This is a genomic window from Chryseobacterium sp. Leaf405 (genome assembly GCF_001425355.1).
Lineage (GTDB): Bacteria > Bacteroidota > Bacteroidia > Flavobacteriales > Weeksellaceae > Chryseobacterium.
The window spans coordinates 455,923-476,384 of the sequence record NZ_LMQN01000001.1; the positions used below are offsets into that span (position 1 = coordinate 455,923).

Below are 20,462 nucleotides of genomic sequence, written 5' to 3' on the forward strand. Positions count from 1 at the left end.
ACATTAGATCCTAATTCTGTTTTTCACTGGCACATAAATAATACTAAGAAAATTCAGTGAAAATACTGAATGGATATTTTGTAGTAGATTTTATTTTTGTTTTTACGGAAACCCGTAATGTTAGCAATAAATTTATATATAGTTTTGACTTTTAAATAATTGCAGCCACTCTCTAATAGAGTCTGTTTGTAACTTATAAATATTTATAGGTCGATAATAAAAACTAAACCATGAGCAACTTTCTCACTAAAAAGCTAGCTATTTTTCTATTGAAAGAAAAATATACCACATTTGATTCTACATTAAAATCGAATTTTATTACTAAATATAAACTTAAAGATGATATTGAAAATGAGGGATTGGTTGTAATCGGTCATGAAAAAAAGAAAGAGCCAGAATGGAAATATTTGTTACAAACAATTTGTAAAGATGAAATTCCCGATTTAAATAATTCATCTAATCGAGCTGTATTATTCTTCAAAAGTGAAGAAAGAATTTTTGCGATTTGTTTTGGTTATGGAAAGTACTTATTAAGAGATGAATGTATAGAACGTGAATTTGGATTAAAAACGGCGTTAAATATAATTGATGCTGATAAATTGATAAGTGTCGACAAAGCAAATATTGGCGATTTAAATCTTCTAACAAAAACACAAGCATCTCAAAAAGGGAGTCCATATCATTTTGAAATAGATATTTTAAGAGATTTGGTGAAAGGAATTACCGGCGAACCAAAGAATACCAGCGATAAATTATTTGGTAAAATAATTACTGGTAATGAAGCTATTCATATTGTACCTAGAGTTAAACTTCGTAATGTTCCCAAAATTCTAAAAGAGTTAAGAACATCTTATTTATCTGATGATTACAAGGAGCGTTTTGACTGGATTGATAACATAAAGCCAGAAAAAGACCCTGCTACCTTAGAAAAATTGAAGACACGACTACTTAAAGCCATAAATTCTAAAGAAAGCTCATCTTTACATCTTGCTCCACCTTTCTTAATAGATTGGGAAAATTTTGAATATTTATCATACACCCCAAAGGGAGATAAGTTCAATCAATTCGATATTAAACATTTCTATCTTTACAAATTCCAAGATGATTTTGTATTTGATGACTGGGATAAATTGACGTATCAAAATTTCTATATCAAGTTTTCTACTTACGAAGAGGCGTTTTCATATAAATTATGGAGATTTTTAAATTTTGAAACAGAATTAAATGGTTTCAGATATATTTTTACATCTTCAAATTGGTACAAAATAAATAAAGATTACTATAATGAAATTTATCAATATTGTTCATCAATTGAAGAGTCAGAATCAGTATTTATTGATTGTATTCAAAATGAGGATGGAAAATATGATGAGGGATTTTATAACATCCAGCTAGCAAATTCAAAAGCAGACTATCTGCTTTTTGACAGGAAGTTCGTAAAATCTGATATAAATAGGTCTCAGATTGAAGTGTGTGATGTATATAATGTATCAAATAATGAATTAATTCATATTAAATTCAGAGAGAGTTCTTCTACTCTAAGTCACTTGTTCTCGCAAGGAAAAGTATCGGCCAATTCTTTACAAAAAGATAAAACGTATCGCAAAAACATTCGAACTATATTAAAAGACAATCGTAACCTAATCCCGATAGAAAATAAGGACATTCATCCTTATAATTATACAATAACATATGCAATTATTGAAGATAAGCAGCGAAAATTTGTTGACTCATTACCTTTTTTCAGCTTGGTAAATTTTCGATTAACACTTGAAGATTTATTATCAAGAGGTTTTAATATAAGAGTAAAAAAAATCTTAAAAAAATAATTCATCCAAATATTGTAACGAAATGTCTACACAAAAAACAACAGATGAACAAATTCGTTCTAATTTTGTAAAAGAAATTGTTCAGGGGACTTTTGAAAATTTGTCATTTGATAAAAATAAAATTCCAAAGAAGATTATACAATTTTGGGATAACAGTGAACAACTACCCGCAGATGTAAACGAATGCATTCAAAGTTGGTCTCAACTTGATTCTTTAGGGTATAAAAGATTGCTTTTTGACAATAAAAAAGCAGGAAAATTCATTCTTAAAAAACTAGGCAATAAATATAAAAAGGCTTATGATAAATGCTATCATCCTGCAATGCAATCAGATTATTTCCGTCTTTGTTACATTTTTATCGAAGGAGGATGCTATATAGATGCTGACGATGTTTACAGTGGGGAAGATATTAATTACCTATTTGATGATAACAGATTAAAACTTCAACCACTTTGTTATGATATTTCTACGCAGTCAATGGTTTCACCATCTATTTTCACCAAAGCAGGAGCATATTCAAGCAGTTGGATTTTCTATTTCAATAATAATCCCCTAATTGCCAAAAGTAATCATCCAATAATTGAACAAGCTCTTTCTTTAGCAACCTTATTATTGTTAGAATCGGATACAATTGATAGTTTACCTGAAATACAATCGACAACCGGCCCAGGTAATATTACAAAATCAGTAACAAATTTTTTACAGGAAACTAAAAGTGAAGAGCAATTAATTTTAGTATTGACAGATTGGGAAAATGTTGCCAAAAGTAAATGGCCATTGAGTTACAGAAATGATGCAAGAAATTGGCGCTTGTCAAATTGTCAAGATTTCAAAGGTCTTAATAAGTAGTTTATGAGAAAAAATTCTAAGTGGCCTTTAGCTTTAAAATATTTGTTTCGTACTGCTTTACGATACCGTAGATTACTTCCAAGTAAAAAGTGTAAAGCATTCGGAAGTAAAGATAATAATGAAAAATTTCTCATAAGCCATATTTATGTAATCAATTTAAAGCGTCAGCCTTCTCGTTGGAAAAATATTGAAAAAGAATTAAAACAAATACTAGATTTATCGGGAAATAAACTCAATAGTTTAGTAGAGAGATTTAATGCTATAGATGCAAATGACTTCTATGAAGAACCTCTTAAAACCAGTGATTTAGATCCTGTATATACTCTTGAAGATCAACTTTTTGTTGAACCTCAACCTCTTGCGATGCCAACGATTTTGGATCTTCATTCCAAAATCCAAATGAGTAGACCTGAAATAGCTGTTGCATATTCACATATCGAATTGTGGAAACGCATAGCTTCAAATGACAACCAATACACTCTTATTCTTGAAGATGACATTTGGTTTAAGCCCGGCTTTTCTAACAAACTCAGCAAAGCTTGGATAGAAATAAATGAAAATAAGCAAAATAAATTTGATGTACTATATTTATCTTTTGAAGAAGTAAAAAACGGGGCTCCAAAAACTTTTATATCCGAAAAAATATTTCGTCCCACTCGTGGTTTGTGGAATCTATCAGGCTATGTTATTTCAAAGCAAGGGGCAATAAAACTTCTTAAGCTTCTTCCATGTACAGGTCCAATAGATCTATGGATAAATCATAAATTTAAGTTTTTGAATGTCCTTGCTACGCATAAGTCTATTATTAGTCAACGACTTGATCTAATCTCCACTAATTCTTATTCTATATTACCTACACTTACTAAAATTGGAGCTATAACAAGCGAAGGAGCATCATTATTTCATAATGTTCCACTAGAATATCCAGTATTTGCATTTGGCTCGAAAGATTCGGGACTTACCTCTCTTGCAATGGCAATATCAATGCTTGGCTACAGATGTTGTAGTGATTTGGAAACAATACCAGATAGTGAACTTGATAAACTTACATCGGGAAAAAAAAATCAACTTTTTAACGCCTATATCAATATTAGTATTTTAAAAGAACATACTAATGATTTAAAGAAGTTATATCCTAATGCTAAATTTATTTTTACATTGCATGGAAACGAATCTATGGATAAAAGTTATTTAGATCTAATTGAAAATCTTGATAAAAATAGTTTTGTCATTTTAGATTCAGCAGCACAAAATAAATGGCAGATTATATGTCAGCTTCTCAGAATTGCACCGCCCAATTGCTCTTTTCCTGATTTAAAAGATAAGGGAAATAGAAAGATTAAAATCGCACTTAAGGAAAACAGTAAAATTTTTGAGTTAGGAAATTTAAAGTGTGACACTTCTCCTTGGATAGTAGAAACTGATTCTTATTGGAAAGGTATTGATATACTGCATAGTAATGAATTGAAGAAAAACCTTTTGGCAAGAGAAGAAAATTTAAGAGATTTAGATAATAAATTTTGGGCACTAAGGAATGATACTTTCACAGATAATCTAGCATTATTTAGAGAAGGTAATGCAGAGATTGATTTACAACAAGGACTTAAACTAATTGTTAAGAAAAATGATCTTGGAGTTAGAGATTATAGTGCAGGAGCTCTTACAAGTAACTATCAATATCTATACGGGAGATTTGAAACCGTCTTAAAAGCATCTAATAAACCTGGCGTTATAACTGGATTTTTTCTGCATAGAAATTCTCCTCGCCAAGAAATTGATATTGAAATCGCTGGTATAAATCCTAATCTTTTACTGGTTAATGTATTTTATAATCCCGGTGATGAAGGTGCAAAATTTGATTATGGCTATAGAGGAACTCCTACCTACATTAGTCTTGGATTTGATGCTTCCGAATCCTTTCACAAATATACTATTGAATGGGATGAATATGAAATACGTTGGTTTGTAGATGATAATTTAGTACATAGACGTATCGAATGGAATCCTACCCCAATTCCACATCTTCCTATGTCTCTTCACTTAAATATTTGGCCATGTAGGTCAAAAGAATTCGCTGGAAGACTAGTAAATAAATCGCTACCTGCAATTGCTGTTTTTAATAATGTTAAAATTTATTCAAAAAAATCTAAGATATGAATATACTTTCTTTCAACCCAGGACATGATGGTTCAATTGCTTATTTAAAAAATAACAAGCTAATATTTTCAATTGAAGCAGAGAAAAATTCAAATTACCGATATTCACCAATATCTAGTCATGATGTGATTAATATTTTAAGTGAAATCGAGGAAGTTCCTGATGTTATTTGTACAGGAGGATGGTGGCCAAGAGAGGAACCGATACTTGGTTCGGTCCAGCATGTAGGATATCGTGGTATTGATAAAAATGGGATCATGATACGTCAGCAAAGAATGTTAGGAAAAGATATACATTTTTTTTCATCTTCACACGAAAGGTCACATTTGTTTTCTGCTTTTGGCATGTCAAATCTACCTAAAGGAAGCCCCTTTTATGCTTTAATATGGGAAGGAGCAATAGGAGCATTTTATGAAGTTGACTCAGATTTGAACATTAAACTGATTTCAAACGTATTAAATGAGCCCGGTAATCGATATACTGCAATATATGGTCTAGCAGACCCAAGTTTTCCTAAAGATGCTCCTTTTTCCAGGTTTTCTGATGCAGGTAAGTTAATGGCACTATCATCTTTTTCTAAACGAAGCATTCCCTCAGTAAGTGAAGAAAAACTGATGGATTTTCTTTTAGATTCTCCGCACGTTCAATTAAGTTTATATAATAATCTCGAAAACTCGCCATATTATAATGTAGGAATTGATGATGAGGAATTTAGAAATTTTGCGGGTATTTTTAGTGATAGAATTTTTAATATTTTTTATGGATTTGCTAAAAATAACTTGAAGAAAAAATTACCACTTGTTATTGCTGGAGGATGTGGATTAAACTGTGATTGGAATACGAAATGGAAGCAAACAGGTCTTTTTTCTGAGATCTTTGTACCTCCAGTCGCAAATGATTCTGGCTCAGCTATAGGAACTGCCATTGATGCTCAGTTCTATTTTACTGGAAACCCTAAAATTGATTGGGATGTATATTCCGGACAATATTTTGATATTGATTGTAAAATAGATATAGAAGAATATGACATTTTTGAAGCCACTAATGAGAAAGTAGCTGACATGTTAGCAAATGACTTAATTTTAGCTTGGATTAATGGTAAATATGAAATAGGTCCTAGGGCACTGGGAAATCGCTCAATTATTGCAGCTCCATTCAAAGAGGCAACTAAGACAAGACTGAATGATATTAAGCAACGTGAACAGTTTAGACCAATTGCTCCAGTTTGCTTGGAAGAAGATGCTGCTCGATGGTTTGGTTGCGAAAATCCGAGTCCATATATGCTTTATACATATGTTACAAATACTGACGCATTAGCTGCTGTTACTCACGTTAATAAAACAGCAAGAATACAAACAGTTTCACCCACATCAAATATCAACATGTATAATCTACTTATGGCTTTTAAAAATCGAACAGGTTATGGCATTTTATGCAATACATCTTTAAATTTTAATGGAAGAGGTTTTATTAATAGGCTCAGTGATCTTACATTATACACTATTCAACATAAGTTAGACGGTTTTGTAGTAAATGGAAAGGCTTATATTTTAAAGTCATCTCCATTTTACAAAAAATATCAAGAAAAAAACTCTGCTTAAAATCACTTGCTTTTCTATTCATATTTGGAATTTAAATACAATACAAGAATTTTTACCAAGTTTAAGAATCCAATACTCTGAAATTTTTAAAATGATTTTGTTTCCTTTTTAAGAAGCGGTCCCAAAAGCGTTTTCTCTTGACTCATTATCCGATAAATTTTGTCACTTAGGAGAATATCTGAGAATTAATTTATCTTTTGAGACTGCCTCTTTATTTTTAGTTTAATAATGCAACTCTTCCTTTTACAGCTAATTTGCTAATCATTATGTTTATACTTTACAGTTTTCCCTTCAAAACCGCCATATCATCACTCACTTTCTTATCCAGAATCTTCGCATAATGCTGTGTCGTTTTTATATTCGTATGCCCAAGCATCTTACTTACACTTTCAATAGGAACACCATTGGACAAGGTAACAGTTGTCGCGAAAGTATGCCTTGCGATATGGAACGTTAAATCTTTATTGATACCGCAGACGCTCGCAATTTCTTTGAGATAAGAATTCATTTTCTGATTGCTGAGAACAGGAAACAGGACATTTGAATTGACGCATTGCGGATGGTTCTCATACTTTAAAATCAGTTCCTGAGCAACAGGCAATAAAGGAACTCTCGTTGATGTATCGGTCTTTTGACGGTGGGTAAAAATCCATTTGTCGCCATCAATGCCGACATTGATATTAGATTTTGACAGTTGCTTTACATCCACATAGGCCAGGCCGGTGTAGCAACTGAAAAGAAAAATATCGCGAACCTGGTTCAACCGGTCAGATGCAAATTTCTTTTCGTAGATCATCTGAATTTCTTCTTTAGTAAGATATGGACGTTCTACAGCTTTGATCTTTGCTTTGTAGCCCAGAAAAGGATCTTTTGTGATCCAGCCGTGCGCCATACACAAACGGATGATCTTTTTGAAATTCTTGAGGTATTTCACAGCCGTATTGTTTCCGCATTTACGCACACTGCGCAGCCAGAAATCATAATCACTGACAAAACCGTGATCGATTTGCGTGATATCAATATCAGAAACTTTATATTTCCAATTAATGAATTCCTGTGTGTGCTTTAAAGATGTTTTATAACGCTCCAATGTTCCTGGAGCAAAATCCTGACCGACTAAGGCTTCCACCTTGTCATTATGTTCCTGAAAGATGGGAATGAGCATTCTTTTCTCAATATCCGTTCCAAGCAGTTTAGATTTTAAACTCTCTGCAGTTACAACAACTTCCTCTTTCAGCATCAAAAAGTGGAAATCATATACTTGTTGTTCTAAAGTTTTAAGATAGGAGTTCAGTGTCTTAGCTTCTTGGCTATTACCTACAGCTTTCTGTGCTTTATTATCCCATTTCTTTGGGTCTATATACCTTTTAGCCGCAATCTCTGCTGCCTTGCCGTCTATCGTGATTCGTAAATAGATAGGAGCGGTTCCGTTTGTTCTGATCTTATTCTTTTTGATGTAGAATAACAGGTTGAATGTTTTGTTCATTGTGTGATAACTTTAATGGTTTAATAATTTACTTTTTGTTACCACTTTTTGCAAGATGTACAATCTTTGGACTGCCTATTGGTCGGGTTTTCCGAAGATTTCAGTGACCTCTTTTTGATATTTTTACAATAGGTCACTGAATAGGTCACTTTTAATATGGCCTTTTTTGTTTTTTTTGATACCAACGCTAAAACAAAAAACGCTGTAAACATTGATGTTTACAGCGTTTTAGCTTATTTTGGTTTCCAACCTGGCGGAGAGAGAGGGATTCGAACCCCCGGACCTGTTACAGTCAATAGTTTTCAAGACTATCGCAATCGACCACTCTGCCATCTCTCCAAAAACTCCGATTCGTTGTTTTCAGTGGTGCAAATATAGAATGTTTTTGAATTATTACAAAATATTTTTACTACAAATTTTAACAAAAATTAATAATGTACTAAAAATCAGTCTGATTATTTTTTGAAATATTGATTAATACTACAAAAATTAAAAATAAAAAAACGCATCTTTCGGATGCGTTTCATATTCTAACTATACGTAAAATTAATGTAATTCTGCCAGATATTTTTCAGCATCCATTGCAGCCATACAACCGCTTCCAGCTGCTGTAATAGCCTGTCTATAGATATGATCCTGAACATCGCCCGCAGCAAAAACTCCCGGAAGATTAGTTCTGGAAGAACCTTTTTCAGTTTCAATATATCCGTTCTCATCTAAATCGATCTGACCTACGAAAATATCAGTGTTAGGCTTATGACCAATAGCGATAAAAATCCCGTGAACATCAACTGTAGATTTCTCTTGAGTCTGATTATTGATAACAACTGCTCTTTCTACCAAACTGTTTTCACCTTCAATTCCGATTAATTCGTGGTGGAATTTCACTTCAATATTGGGTGTATTCTGAACTCTGTGAATCATCGCTTTTGAAGCTCTAAATTCACCTTTTCTCACCAACATCGTCACTTTATTTACCAATTTTGAAAGATAAGTAGCTTCCTCCGCCGCTGTATCACCAGCTCCGACTACCACAACATCTTTGCCTCTGTAAAAAAATCCGTCGCAGGTAGCACATGCAGAAACTCCTCCTCCATTGTACTTTTTCTCGTCATCAAGACCTAAATATTTTGCAGTGGCACCCGTAGAAATAATCACAGATTTAGCAAAAATTTCTTTATTTCCCGCATATAATTTATGAATACCGCCCACTTCTTTAGAAAACTCTGCCTTGGTAATCATTTCATAATGAACTTTTGTGTCGAATCTCTCGGCTTGTTTTTGCAAATCCATCATCATTTCAGGACCTGTAATTCCTGCCGGATATCCTGGAAAGTTATCAACTTCTGTAGTTGTAGTCAATTGTCCACCTGGCTCTAATCCTGTGTATAATTCAGGTTTTAAGTCTGCTCTTGCCGCATAAATTGCCGCTGTAAAACCAGAAGGTCCAGATCCAACGATCACACAATCTAAAATGTTTTGCTCCATAATTTGCTTTTCAAAAAGATTTAAAAATTTACGAGTGCTAATTTCGTCAATTTTAATATTTAATTAAAGTTATTTTAATGATACTTGTCAATATTTAATATATGAATAGTTAATAGTGAATTTCCTTCATGTGTGAATGTTGAATTTAACGAAGTTTTATTTCCTAAAAAATTCACAAGTCTGACTAATTAACCCTTAACCTTATCACACTTTCATTTTAATTTTATCGACATTAATGATCTTGTAAACCAATTCCTTAATCAATTCAGCTTCATTCATATTAACAGCGCCCAACCCTTTTCCTTTCATATCGAATTCCCTTAAAATAGAAATTACCCTTGTGGCATGCTTTAAAGGATATAATCTCCCCGATTCTGCGTAATCTTTAATGAAATAAGGATTAACTCCCATTTGCGAAGCGATAACCTGCGGTGGCTGACCTACCATAGTCTGATAAATAATAACGTTGGAAAAATAATTATACAGACTCGACAACATCATTACAAATGGATTATTCTTGGGATTTTTGCCCATAAAATGAGCAATTTTAAGTGCTGCATTGGCATTTTTTGTTCCTAATGCTTTTTGTAGTTCGAAAACATTATATTCCTTACTGATACCGATGTGTTCTTCAACAATTTTCCCGTCAAGAAGTTCTCCGGGTTTCAGAATGATTTTTAATTTATTCAGTTCATTGGCGATTCTGGAAAGGTCGTTTCCAAGATATTCTGCCAACAAATGAGAAATATTCGGGGCAGTTTTTATACTTAATTTAATGCATTCGTCGGCAATCCATTTGGGAAGTTGATTTTCTTTGATTGATTCGCTTAAAAATAAGGCGTTGATTTTATCTAAAGATTTCGTAACCTTTTTACGACTGTCTAACTTCTTATGTTTGTGCGCGAAAACTAAAACTGTTGACGGAACAGGATTTTCAACATATGTTTCCAAAGCCTTAGTTTCAGGTTCATTTAATTTTAAATCCTGCGCCTCCTTTACGATAATTACCTGTTTGTCTCCCATCATCGGAAACTGCCTTGCCAATGAAAGAATTTCCTGGTACGTGGTATCTTTTCCATAAACTACCGTTTGGTTAAAAGCTTTTTCGTCTTCGGTTAAAAAGTCGTGTTCAAGAGCTTTTACAGCAAGATCTATAAAGTAAGGTTCTTCTCCGTGGAAAAAATAAATCGGTAAAACTTCTTTATTTTTAATATTTTTGAGGATTAAATCTAATTCTTTCATCTTATAAATGGAACTTCCAAAACTGAATTTTCAGGAAACTTTTGATTTTAAATTCAAGAAAGACAAAGATAAGTTTTTTATTTATGATTTGGTTCGTAAAACTTACCTTTTGCTCACCCCTGAAGAATGGGTGCGCCAGCATTGGGTACATTATTATCTTACGGTAAAATCCTATTCTACATCGGCTTTAATTACTGAAAAGAAGATCGTTCTAAATGGTTTAACTAAAAGAATCGACCTTTTAGTAACCGAAAAAACAGAACCGATTATTTTGATTGAATGTAAAGCACCACAAATTAAATTATCTGAAAAAACTTTTGAGCAGACAGCAAGATATAACTCGATAATTGGTGCCAAAGAAATTATTTTAACAAATGGTTTGCAGCATATTAATGCGTATTATGAAAATGGGGAATATCAGTTTTATAGACCTAATTAAGGTTGAAAATTTATATTTTATTAATATTCTTTCTTATTTATTTTCATTAATTTAGAAGAAATTGTTTACTTGTGAAAAAGTGAAAATCCGACAAATGCCTAGCCCCGATTGCAATGAAAATCCTTTTTTGAAAAAAAAGATTGTAATGGAAAGCGGGAAATAGCTTCAAATAAAAAATTAACTTACAAAATATGATACGTTCAATATTATTATCCGCATTTTTAATGGCTTCAGGAACAATTTTCAGTCAAAACCTCAAAACAGTTTCCTATCAGGACGGTTCGCAAAAATTAAATGGTTTAGTGACTTCCAACGCAGGAAAAAAGCTTCCGGGCGTTTTGGTTCTTCCGGCTTGGAAAGGAATTGATGATGAAGCTAAAAATGCAGCTTTAGAATTAGAAAAACAAGGTTACGTAGCATTTGTTGCAGATATTTATGGAGAAGGAAATATTCCGACAGATAATGACTCTGCAGCTAAAACAGCGGGATATTACAAGAAAAATTATGACGCTTATCAGAAAAGAATTTCTTTAGCATTGGAACAATTGAAAAAAAACGGAGCAATTTCCAGTAAAATTGCCGTGATTGGATATTGTTTCGGAGGAACCGGAGCGTTGGAATCTGCGAGAGGAAGCCTGCCTGTTGTCGGCGTTGTTTCGATTCATGGAAGTATCGGTAAAGATCAGACCAGAAAAAACAATCCTATTTCGACGAAAATTTTAGTTGAAAATCCTGCCGATGATAAAGGAGTAACTCCGGAAGATTACAATAATTTGATTAAGGAAATGAATGATGGTAAAGCAGACTGGCAAATTATTACGTATGCCAATTCAAAACATACTTTTACCGACCCAAAATCAGCAGATTATAATGAAGTAATGGCAAAAAGAGCCTGGAATCATACGTTGATGTTTTTGAAAGAAATTTTGAAGTAATTAAACTAAAATAAATAGAAACAACCTCAGTATTTGAGGTTGTTTCTATTTATAAATCACTGATTTTATTACAATTATAACACCACCAATATTCTTTTTCCTTATCTTTCAATTTAGTTTTTGTATTCTTCTCACAATTTTCACAGATACATGTATCACTCTCATTTTCTTTTGCTTCATAATCGCAATTAAAACAACTCCAACTCGTTACATGAGATTTTCCGTTGATAAACCAAGTAAAAGAACTTTCTTTACACTTTGGACAAATTTGTAATGCCATATTTAAATTATTTCTTCTTCTCTATTCACCAACTCCATCGAAAACGCCGGAAGACAGATCGCAATATATTCACAAGGTTCAGAAAACGGATTACTGTAACGGACCCTTGCTCCTTTTTCGATCAGAATGCTTTGTCCTTTCTCTAAAGTAACCATTTCTCCGTCTATTTCAAATTGCTTTTTTCCTGAAATGATTAAGGTAAATTCATCAAATTCAGGAGTCTGATGCGGTTCACTCCAATCCGGTGGTGCAACCATATGCGCAATTGAAATATTTGAATTTCCTGTTGAGTTCCCCCAGTGTTCTTCAATTAATTTCCCATCTGTTGTTGGAACGACGAAGGGCGATTGTTGAATTTTATATTTTTTCATAGTAATAATTTTCTTTTTAATTTCGTACATAAAATTAGTTCTCGTTGGTTCCCCGAAATAAGCAACTTCCTCTTCGGCAATTTTTTGTCCGCCCAATCTTTCTAATGCAATTTGAGAACGGGAATTTTCTTTCCCTATATGAAAATGCACCGTATCTACAAATTGAAAAATATAATCAAGCATCAATTTTTTGATCTGAGGATTAATTCCTTTACCCCAAGATTTTGTTCCGTAAAAAGTATATCCAATGAAAATGCTGTTTTTATCTTCATCAAAATCATAAAATCGGGTACTTCCTAAAACATCTCCAGTTGCTTTATCAACAATTTTAAAAGCACCTCTACTTTCAATCGCCCCTTTAAAAAAGTTTTCGAAAATTTCTCTCTGATAACGATCTTTATTAGGATGCTGTTCCCAAACCTTCGGATCCGAAGCCACTTCGTATAAAGACTCAAAATCCCCTTGCTGTAAGGGGATTAATTGATATTCTTGATTTTCTAAAATAGTCTGAATAGAAAAATTCATTTCTTAACCTTTTGATTTTGCAGCGTCAGACTCAATTTTTTTGATCTCCTTTAATTTGTCAGCAATTTTAGTAACAGCATCCGGACTTGAAGGTTTTAAAGCCACTTCAGCCTGAGCTGTATCCCATTTGATTACCAAGTTTCCAGAATTTTCACCTGTTGGGTTGAGAGTAATTTCAAACCACTCCTGCTTATCTGCCAATTTATTAACAGGAACTGTAACATCTAAAACATCCTGTTTTGCATCATATGTATACGCTCCCCATTGCTGGAAATCTTTATTTAAGATTACTTTCCATTCTTTCTCTGTAGGAACGATAAATAATCCGTAAGTTCCTGCAGGAACCACTTTTCCACCGAAATTAACAGATTGTCCGAAAGTGATTTTTGTAGATGAATTGGCACCCGCTCTCCAAACCTGTCCGTAAGGAACCAATTCTCCGAATATTTTACGTCCCTTCACACCTGGTCTCCCGTAGTCGACAGAGATTTTAGACATTGAAAACTGCTGCTCTACTTTCTGACGTGGACTTGCTGCCGGTACCGAATAATCCTGAGCAAAAGATAAGGTTGAAGCTGATATGCAAAGTGCAAATAGTAATTTTTTCACGTGTAAATTTTTATCCAAAATTACAAAATCCAAACAGAATAGCCTTCCAATTTCAATAATTTTTCCTTTTTAAAAATCCATTTGAATAAGGTAATAATTAGTTGTATGAACTAATAACAAATGAAATAGTAATCTCAATTAACTACATTAAATATTAGAATTTCTTCTTTAGCAAACTCTAAAATTTATTTTCTTTTGTAAATCTGTCTCAAAAATAACGGTAAATTTAAAGGCTAAAAGAATAACCAATGATTAAAAAATCAATTTTATTACTTTGTTTAATGTTCATTTCTTTAGTTGTCAAAGCTCAGGAAAAGATTCCTTTTCGACTCACAAAACACAATAATATCATCATAAAAACTTTAATAAATGATACAGACTCTCTGGATCTTATGTTTCAAATCGCCATGGAAGATGCATCAATTTCTCCAGAACGAAAAAGAAAAGCAGATCATATTCTATTTAAAAATGACGTCAGCAAAGATAATACTGTAAAAATAGGAAACAGAAAATATGACGGCATCAGATTTTTCAATAACGAATTGACAGGTCATGAAGCTGACGGGAAAATCGGAACCGGAATTTTTAAAGGAAAAACGTTTAAGATCGATTATAACAACAATCAATTCATCGTCTACGATAAAATGCCTGATCTAAAAGGCTATGAAACGATGCCTTTATTTTCAGAAAACGGACAATTTTACATCGTTGCAGACAATGTGATTGACAATCAGCAACAGGAAGTTTATTTTCTTCTACAGTCAGGATATTCCGGTGGATTGCTTTACAGTAATACATTTGCAAACGCAAAAAATTTAGATAAAAAATTGAAAATAACAGGTGAAAAAACCATGAAAAACTCTGCCGGACAAAGTATTGTAACAAAACAAGGTATTTTGCCTTTTATGAAGATTGGCAATTTTGTGTTAAAAGACGTTACCGCAGGATTTTTTGCAGGAGATCCTAAAACTCAAAAAGTAAATTATTTCGGAGCAGATCTGCTGAGAAGATTCAACTGGATTTTTGATGCAGACAGAAACAGGGTCTATATTCAGAAAAGCAAATATTTTAATGCGCCTTATTATAAAACAACTTAGACAATTTTCTTCAAACAACAAAAAAGGTTTTCCATTTGGGAAGCCTTTTTAATTTAAAAATACGTTAACAAATCCTTAATAAATATGAATAATAACTAAACTATCTTGTACTATCCTGCTCCTTCAATTTTTATTTTATAATTTTTTTATACATTTAAAAATCATTAAATGTTTAAATTTTGAATAAGTAAAGTGAATACGAAATTAAATAAATTCACTACATAATAGACTCATTTCATCATTAAACAAAAAAGATCATCAATTATAAATAAACAGATCAATGAACAACATCCCCTCCGAAAGCTCAGTTTCTTCTTTATCAAGAAAGAGAAATTATGGTCTTCCATTAATTCTTATCACGAGTTTATTTTTCTTTTGGGGATTTATTCATAACCTCGATCCAATCCTAATTAAACATCTTCGAAGTGCTTTCCAATTAAATCATTTTCAGGCTTCGTTGGTAGATTCATCAGTTTTTGCAGCATATTTTTTATTGGCAATTCCGGCAGGAATCATCATTCAGAAATATGGTTACAAAACTGGAATTTTAGTCGGGTTATTTTTCTTTGCGGCAGGTTGTTTTCTATTTGTTCCTGCGGCAAATACAGTCAGTTACCCGTTTTTTCTTGGAGCTTTATTTGTTTTGTCTTGTGGATTGGCAATTCTTGAAACGGCAGCCAACCCTTACATTACAGTTTTAGGTCCACCTGAAAAAGCAACTCAACGATTAAATTTCGCACAATCTTTCAACGGTTTGGCAGCATCGATTGCTCCCATTATTGGCGGAATTTTTATTTTGGCTGAGGAACCAAAATCGCAGGAAGAACTAGCAACTTTATCTCAAGCAGCTAAAATAGCCTACATTCAAGCAGAAACAGCTTTGGTAAAAGGTCCGTATATTATTTTAGGGCTTATTCTTTTATTGGTAATGATTTTATTTTTATTCATTAAATTACCAGATGTCACTGAAAGCGAAGAAAAATCAACAAAAAATTATCTACAGGTTTTGGGAGTAAAAAATGTAGGTTGGGGAGTTCTCGCACAGTTTTTTTACATAGGTGCCCAAATTTATATTTTCAGTTTTCTGCTCGTTTTCGCGGAAGATGCAATCAATATGAAAGGTCAGGAAGCTAAATATTATGCAGGCGTTGCAGGATTTTTATTCATGATCGGACGTTTTGCAGGAACTTTTTTCATGAAATATATTCTACCTCAAAAATTATTAAGAATCTACAGTATTATCAGCATTATTCTCAGCATTTATGTCGTTGCAGGAACGGGAATCACCACTTTATATGCACTTGTAGGGCTTACCTTCTTTATGTCTATCATGTTTCCGACAATCTTTGCTTTAGGAATTGAAGGCGCAGGTTCCGAGACAAAACCGGCATCAAGTTTATTAATTATGTCAATCGTGGGAGGTGCAATTATTCCGCCGATTGCAAGTAAAATCACAGATATATCTGGGAATATTCATTTTTCTTATATCGTACCTTTACTCTGTTTTATCATCGTATTTCTGTTTTCATTAAGATTCAGAAATAAAAAATCTTCATTATAATTAAATACGTTTGTGTTCTTCGTTAAAAGAAATGCCTTTGCGGATTTAAAACAATTAATAGTTAAAAAAACTTTGCGGACTTTGCGTTAAAAAGCACACAACAAAAACTAAAAATGAGCAATTTAATTTTAAAAATAAACAATAAAGACAATGTTATGGTCGCTTTGCAGAATATTCCAGCAGCCACTGAAATCATTTTTGAAGGACTTCCTTACATTACTTTAGAGGAAATTCCTGCCAAACATAAATTCTTTATGAATGACATGAAACAAGGCGACGAAATCTTTATGTATGGCGTTTTGGTAGGTAAGGTTCAATACGACTTGGCAGCAGGAACCCGCATGACCACTGAAAATACAAAGCACGCCGCCGAACCATTTTATTATCGCGATGTTGATTACCAATGGACAAAACCTGATGTTTCAAGATTTCTACACAAAACATTTAAAGGATACCACCGTCCGAATGGCGATGTAGGAACGGCTAATTACTGGCTATTTATCCCTACCGTTTTCTGTGAAAACCGTAATCTCGATATTATTAAAGAATCACTTTACAATGAATTAGGATATGCAGTAGACGAAAAATATAAAAGCTACACCCATCAATTAGTAGAAGCTATTTCAAAAGGTGAAAATTTGGACGAAATTGATTTTTCACCATCAAATATTCCTAAAAAAGAAAGAGTTTTCAAAAATATAGATGGCATTAAATTTCTCAATCATACAGGTGGTTGCGGTGGAACGAGACAAGATGCAGATACGCTCAGCAAATTGTTGGCTTCTTACGCAGACCATCCCAATGTTGCGGGAGTTACGTTGTTGAGTTTGGGTTGCCAGCATCTTCAAATTGAAAATTTTAAAAAAGATTTATTTAACCGAAATCCTGATTTTTCTAAACCTCTGCTTGTTTTTGAACAGCAAAAAGCGGTAAGTGAAGAAACTATGATTAAGAATGCTATTTTTGAAACGCTGAAAGGACTTTTAGAAATCAATACAATTGAGCGTGAAGATGCACCGCTAAGCAAACTTTGTGTTGGGGTAAAATGTGGCGGAAGCGATGGTTTCAGCGGAATTTCAGCGAACCCTGCGGTGGGACATTTGGCGGATATTCTTTCTGTTTTGGGAGCTAAAGTTTTATTGGCAGAATTCCCTGAACTGTGTGGAGCAGAACAGGAATTAATCGACAGAGCTGTAGATCAGGCAACTGCAGAAAAATTCATCAGATTAATGACAGAATACGACGAATTGGCTCATGCCGTCGGGTCAGGATTTTATATGAATCCGTCTCCGGGGAATATTAAAGACGGATTAATTACCGATGCCATAAAATCTGCCGGAGCCGCGAAAAAAGGAGGTTCCTCACCTGTTGTAGACGTTTTAGATTATACAGAACCTGCCACTAAACCCGGGTTAAGTCTTGTTTGTACTCCTGGAAATGACGTTGAAGCAACCACAGGAAAAGCAGCGTCCGGAGCAACTTTAATTTTGTTCACAACAGGTTTGGGCACACCAACAGGAAATCCGGTTTGCCCTGTAATAAAGGTGTCGACGAATACAGTTTTAGCTGAGAAAATGTCGGATATTATCGATATTGATACAGGTGCAATCGTAAGGGGTGAAAAAACCATTCAGCAAATGGGTGAAGATATTCTGGATTTCTGTATTGAAGTTGCGAGCGGAAATATTATTCCTAAAGCAGTTGCTTTAAATCAGGATGATTTTATTCCCTGGAAAAGAGGAGTGAGTTTATAAGTAAATTTTAAGTAAAAAGTAAAAGAGCCATGTTCAATACTAATTAGTTAGGTATTATAATAAGAAAATCTTAGTGTCCTTTGCGTCAAAAAATATATAAAAATTTAAACAACAATTATAAAAATGTTTTCATTAAAAAATAAAAAAGCCGTTGTAACAGGTGGAGGAAGCGGAATCGGGCAGGCAATTGCCATTCAGCTTGCAAAAAATGGTGCAGAAGTTCACATTCTTGAAATTACAGAACAGAACGGACAGGAAACGCTAGAAAAAATACAGTCATCAGGTGGAACTGCTAAAATTTATGCTTGTGATGTATCAAAACAAAAAGATGTCGTAGCCGTTTTTGATCAAATTGGTGCAATCAATATTCTTGTCAACAATGCAGGAATTGCCCACATCGGAAAAGCAGATACCACTTCTGAAGAGGATTTTGACAGAATTTATAATGTCAACATCAAAGGAGTGTACAACTGCTTATTTGCAGCAATTCCACAAATCAGAAAGTCTGGTGGCGGTGTCATTATTAATATGGCTTCGATTGCAGCATTGGTTGGAATTCCTGACCGTTTTGCGTACAGTACGGCAAAAGGTGCGGTAAAAGCAATGACGATGAGTGTTGCCAAAGATTATATTGGTGAAAATATCCGTTGTAATTCGATTTCCCCGGCTCGTGTACATACACCTTTTGTAGATGGATTTTTAAAGAATAATTATCCTGATAATATCGAAGAAATGTTTGATAAATTATCTAAAACACAACCGATTGGCAGAATGGCTCAGCCGGAGGAAGTAGCTTCTTTGGCACTTTATTTATGCAGTGACGAAGCATCATTTATTACAGGTGTAGATTATCCTATCGATGGTGGATTTACTACTTTAAATAATTAAAATTTGTAAATTAATCTAAACTTTTGATTGAACTACACTACCCTAGCCCCGATAGAAACGGCATCCTTTTTTAGGATTGGCGCAGCGCAGCGGAGACAAACCCAAAAAAGATATAGTGGATAGCGGGAATAGCTTCAAATAAAAATGTAGATTCTAAAAAATAAAAAATAATATGAAATTAATAAAATTCGGAAAACCAGGACAGGAAAAACCTGGTGTAATTATCAATGATAAAAGATATGATGTTTCTCATCTGGTGAAGGACTATGATGAAAACTTCTTTTCGGGTGATGCTGTTGAAAATTTAAAATCGGAAATCAATACTCAAAATCTACCTGAAGTTTCTCAGGATGAAAGATTGGGAGCCCCGTTGGCGAGACCTTCGAAAATCATTTGTGTGGGCTTAAATTATAAAGACCATGCTGCCGAAACTAACGCTCCAATTCCGCAGGAACCGATTCTGTTTTTTAAAGCGACTTCAGCCATTGTTGGTCCGAATGATGATTTGATTATTCCTAAAAACAGCGTAAAAACCGACTGGGAAGTTGAATTAGCCGTTGTTATTGGGAAAAAAGCGAGTTATGTTTCAGAAGAAAATGCATTGGAACATATTGCAGGATACGTTTTGCACAACGATTATAGTGAAAGAGAATTTCAGCTGGAAAGGAACGGACAATGGGTAAAAGGAAAAAGCTGTGATACGTTTGCGCCGATTGGACCTTTCATTGCGACACCCGATGAGATTGAAGATGTTCATAATTTGCGTTTGTGGCTAAAAGTGAATGGAGAAATTTTACAGGATGGAAACACCTCTAACCTTATTTTCAATATCCCTTTTGTTGTGAGCTATATCAGTCAGTTTATGACTTTGCTTCCGGGTGATGTGATTACGACGGGAACGCCTGCTGGTGTTGGTTTGGGACAAAAACCTGAGCCTTGGTATCTGAAACCGGGAGACGTCGTGGAGTTGGGAATTGACGGTTTGGGAAGCAGCACACAAAAAGTAAAAGCATACGGAGAATGAAAAAATATTGTTTAGCCCTTGATATGGTCGATGATCCAAAATTGATCGCAGAATACGAAAGATATCACGAAAACGTGTGGCCTGAAATCAAGCAAAGTCTTTCGGATTCGGGAATTCAAAACATGGAAATTTATCGTGTTCAAAATCGATTGATAATGATTATCGAGACTGATGAAAATTTTTCTTTTGAAACAAAAAAAGAAATGGATAATAATAATCCGAAAGTTCAGGAATGGGAACAATTGATGTCAAAATTTCAGCAACAGCTGCCCAATTCGAAGCCGGGAGAAAAGTGGCAGTTGATGGATAAAGTATTTTCATTGTAA

Annotated in this window: 18 protein-coding genes, 1 tRNA gene and 1 pseudogene; 12 read left to right on the forward strand and 8 right to left on the reverse strand. The window is 33.7% G+C overall.

The features are described 5' to 3' along the window. Positions 1-230 precede the first annotated feature (230 nt). From ASG22_RS02050 to ASG22_RS02065, 4 genes are read left to right on the forward strand one after another with little or no spacing between them, the layout of a single operon-like run. Positions 231-1,829, forward strand: coding sequence for a TIGR04141 family sporadically distributed protein (locus ASG22_RS02050; RefSeq protein ID WP_055979757.1), 1,599 nt, complete (start codon positions 231-233; stop codon positions 1,827-1,829). A 22-nt stretch (positions 1,830-1,851) separates the two neighbouring features. Then, entirely contained in the window at positions 1,852-2,679 is an 828-nt protein-coding gene (locus ASG22_RS02055) for a glycosyltransferase family 32 protein (protein WP_055979760.1), read from the forward strand. Positions 2,680-2,682: 3 nt separating this feature from the next. Next, positions 2,683-4,836, forward strand: a complete 2,154-nt coding sequence (locus tag ASG22_RS02060; RefSeq protein WP_055979762.1) for a family 16 glycosylhydrolase — start codon at positions 2,683-2,685, stop codon at positions 4,834-4,836. Continuing rightward, positions 4,833-6,437 carry a carbamoyltransferase C-terminal domain-containing protein gene (locus tag ASG22_RS02065; protein ID WP_055979765.1) on the forward strand — a complete coding sequence of 535 codons (1,605 nt, stop codon included), beginning with the start codon at positions 4,833-4,835 and terminating at the stop codon, positions 6,435-6,437. Before ASG22_RS02060 ends, ASG22_RS02065 begins: the two co-directional genes overlap by 4 nt. A gap of 277 nt (positions 6,438-6,714) precedes the next feature. Here the strand turns inward: ASG22_RS02065 and ASG22_RS02070 are convergent, their stop codons facing one another. From ASG22_RS02070 to holA, 4 genes are all read right to left on the reverse strand, one after another. Continuing rightward, on the reverse strand, positions 6,715-7,923 hold the full coding sequence (locus ASG22_RS02070) for a site-specific integrase (protein WP_055979768.1): 1,209 nt from the start codon (positions 7,921-7,923) through the stop codon (positions 6,715-6,717). A gap of 251 nt (positions 7,924-8,174) precedes the next feature. Further along, a tRNA-Ser gene (locus ASG22_RS02075) sits at positions 8,175-8,262 on the reverse strand. A gap of 207 nt (positions 8,263-8,469) precedes the next feature. After that, positions 8,470-9,411 carry a thioredoxin-disulfide reductase gene (gene trxB / locus ASG22_RS02080; RefSeq protein WP_055979771.1) on the reverse strand — a complete coding sequence of 314 codons (942 nt, stop codon included), beginning with the start codon at positions 9,409-9,411 and terminating at the stop codon, positions 8,470-8,472. Positions 9,412-9,615: 204 nt separating this feature from the next. Further along, complete coding sequence (gene holA / locus ASG22_RS02085) at positions 9,616-10,653, reverse strand: DNA polymerase III subunit delta (RefSeq protein ID WP_055979774.1); 1,038 nt, start codon at positions 10,651-10,653, stop codon at positions 9,616-9,618. 7 nt (positions 10,654-10,660) lie between these two features. On the opposite strand from holA, the gene ASG22_RS02090 reads away from it, so the two are divergent. Together ASG22_RS02090 and ASG22_RS02095 are read left to right on the forward strand one after the other, a co-directional pair. Next, positions 10,661-11,092: a type I restriction enzyme HsdR N-terminal domain-containing protein gene (locus tag ASG22_RS02090; RefSeq protein WP_055979775.1), complete on the forward strand. Its 432-nt coding sequence runs from the start codon at positions 10,661-10,663 to the stop codon at positions 11,090-11,092. Between the two features lie 191 nt (positions 11,093-11,283). Beyond that, on the forward strand, positions 11,284-12,027 hold the full coding sequence (locus tag ASG22_RS02095; RefSeq protein ID WP_055979778.1) for a dienelactone hydrolase family protein: 744 nt from the start codon (positions 11,284-11,286) through the stop codon (positions 12,025-12,027). A 49-nt stretch (positions 12,028-12,076) separates the two neighbouring features. Here the strand turns inward: ASG22_RS02095 and ASG22_RS02100 are convergent, their stop codons facing one another. From ASG22_RS02100 to ASG22_RS02115, 4 genes and pseudogenes are all read right to left on the reverse strand, one after another. After that, the gene (locus ASG22_RS02100; protein ID WP_055979781.1) at positions 12,077-12,307 is read right to left on the reverse strand and encodes a hypothetical protein; all 231 of its coding nucleotides are present in this window, start codon (positions 12,305-12,307) and stop codon (positions 12,077-12,079) included. 2 nt (positions 12,308-12,309) lie between these two features. Then, positions 12,310-12,678 carry a cupin domain-containing protein gene (locus ASG22_RS21095; protein WP_055980253.1) on the reverse strand — a complete coding sequence of 123 codons (369 nt, stop codon included), beginning with the start codon at positions 12,676-12,678 and terminating at the stop codon, positions 12,310-12,312. A 99-nt stretch (positions 12,679-12,777) separates the two neighbouring features. Next, a pseudogene (locus tag ASG22_RS21100) lies at positions 12,778-13,203 on the reverse strand (GNAT family N-acetyltransferase); the annotation flags it as partial. 3 nt (positions 13,204-13,206) lie between these two features. Continuing rightward, positions 13,207-13,812 carry a DUF2911 domain-containing protein gene (locus ASG22_RS02115; protein ID WP_055980256.1) on the reverse strand — a complete coding sequence of 202 codons (606 nt, stop codon included), beginning with the start codon at positions 13,810-13,812 and terminating at the stop codon, positions 13,207-13,209. Between the two features lie 248 nt (positions 13,813-14,060). Between ASG22_RS02115 and ASG22_RS02120 the strand changes: the two genes are divergently transcribed. From ASG22_RS02120 to ASG22_RS02145, 6 genes are all read left to right on the forward strand, one after another. Then, positions 14,061-14,909, forward strand: a complete 849-nt coding sequence (locus ASG22_RS02120; RefSeq protein WP_055979784.1) for a hypothetical protein — start codon at positions 14,061-14,063, stop codon at positions 14,907-14,909. A gap of 280 nt (positions 14,910-15,189) precedes the next feature. Beyond that, positions 15,190-16,470 (forward strand): L-fucose:H+ symporter permease, encoded by a 1,281-nt coding sequence (fucP, locus tag ASG22_RS02125; protein WP_055979787.1) that lies wholly within the window; start codon positions 15,190-15,192, stop codon positions 16,468-16,470. Between the two features lie 113 nt (positions 16,471-16,583). Then, entirely contained in the window at positions 16,584-18,224 is a 1,641-nt protein-coding gene (locus tag ASG22_RS02130) for a UxaA family hydrolase (RefSeq protein ID WP_055979790.1), read from the forward strand. Positions 18,225-18,347: 123 nt separating this feature from the next. Next, positions 18,348-19,112 carry an SDR family NAD(P)-dependent oxidoreductase gene (locus ASG22_RS02135; protein WP_055979793.1) on the forward strand — a complete coding sequence of 255 codons (765 nt, stop codon included), beginning with the start codon at positions 18,348-18,350 and terminating at the stop codon, positions 19,110-19,112. Positions 19,113-19,284: 172 nt separating this feature from the next. Beyond that, positions 19,285-20,136, forward strand: a complete 852-nt coding sequence (locus ASG22_RS02140) for a fumarylacetoacetate hydrolase family protein (protein WP_055979796.1) — start codon at positions 19,285-19,287, stop codon at positions 20,134-20,136. Next, positions 20,133-20,462: an L-rhamnose mutarotase gene (locus ASG22_RS02145; protein ID WP_055979799.1), complete on the forward strand. Its 330-nt coding sequence runs from the start codon at positions 20,133-20,135 to the stop codon at positions 20,460-20,462. The genes ASG22_RS02140 and ASG22_RS02145 overlap by 4 nt, the downstream gene beginning before the upstream one ends.

What these genes read in the sequence shown, in the direction of transcription:
- ASG22_RS02060 (WP_055979762.1), top strand. Translation starts at nt 2,683, where the DNA reads ATGAGAAAAAATTCTAAGTGGCCTTTAGCTTTAAAATATTTGTTTCGT.
- ASG22_RS02095 (WP_055979778.1), top strand. Translation starts at nt 11,284, where the DNA reads ATGATACGTTCAATATTATTATCCGCATTTTTAATGGCTTCAGGAACA.
- ASG22_RS02090 (WP_055979775.1), top strand. Translation starts at nt 10,661, where the DNA reads ATGGAACTTCCAAAACTGAATTTTCAGGAAACTTTTGATTTTAAATTC.
- ASG22_RS02065 (WP_055979765.1), top strand. Translation starts at nt 4,833, where the DNA reads ATGAATATACTTTCTTTCAACCCAGGACATGATGGTTCAATTGCTTAT.
- trxB (WP_055979771.1), bottom strand. Translation starts at nt 9,411, where the DNA reads ATGGAGCAAAACATTTTAGATTGTGTGATCGTTGGATCTGGACCTTCT.
- ASG22_RS02140 (WP_055979796.1), top strand. Translation starts at nt 19,285, where the DNA reads ATGAAATTAATAAAATTCGGAAAACCAGGACAGGAAAAACCTGGTGTA.
- ASG22_RS21095 (WP_055980253.1), bottom strand. Translation starts at nt 12,678, where the DNA reads ATGAAAAAATATAAAATTCAACAATCGCCCTTCGTCGTTCCAACAACA.
- ASG22_RS02070 (WP_055979768.1), bottom strand. Translation starts at nt 7,923, where the DNA reads ATGAACAAAACATTCAACCTGTTATTCTACATCAAAAAGAATAAGATC.
- ASG22_RS02145 (WP_055979799.1), top strand. Translation starts at nt 20,133, where the DNA reads ATGAAAAAATATTGTTTAGCCCTTGATATGGTCGATGATCCAAAATTG.
- ASG22_RS02130 (WP_055979790.1), top strand. Translation starts at nt 16,584, where the DNA reads ATGAGCAATTTAATTTTAAAAATAAACAATAAAGACAATGTTATGGTC.
- fucP (WP_055979787.1), top strand. Translation starts at nt 15,190, where the DNA reads ATGAACAACATCCCCTCCGAAAGCTCAGTTTCTTCTTTATCAAGAAAG.
- ASG22_RS02135 (WP_055979793.1), top strand. Translation starts at nt 18,348, where the DNA reads ATGTTTTCATTAAAAAATAAAAAAGCCGTTGTAACAGGTGGAGGAAGC.
- ASG22_RS02100 (WP_055979781.1), bottom strand. Translation starts at nt 12,307, where the DNA reads ATGGCATTACAAATTTGTCCAAAGTGTAAAGAAAGTTCTTTTACTTGG.
- ASG22_RS02050 (WP_055979757.1), top strand. Translation starts at nt 231, where the DNA reads ATGAGCAACTTTCTCACTAAAAAGCTAGCTATTTTTCTATTGAAAGAA.
- holA (WP_055979774.1), bottom strand. Translation starts at nt 10,653, where the DNA reads ATGAAAGAATTAGATTTAATCCTCAAAAATATTAAAAATAAAGAAGTT.
- ASG22_RS02055 (WP_055979760.1), top strand. Translation starts at nt 1,852, where the DNA reads ATGTCTACACAAAAAACAACAGATGAACAAATTCGTTCTAATTTTGTA.
- ASG22_RS02120 (WP_055979784.1), top strand. Translation starts at nt 14,061, where the DNA reads ATGATTAAAAAATCAATTTTATTACTTTGTTTAATGTTCATTTCTTTA.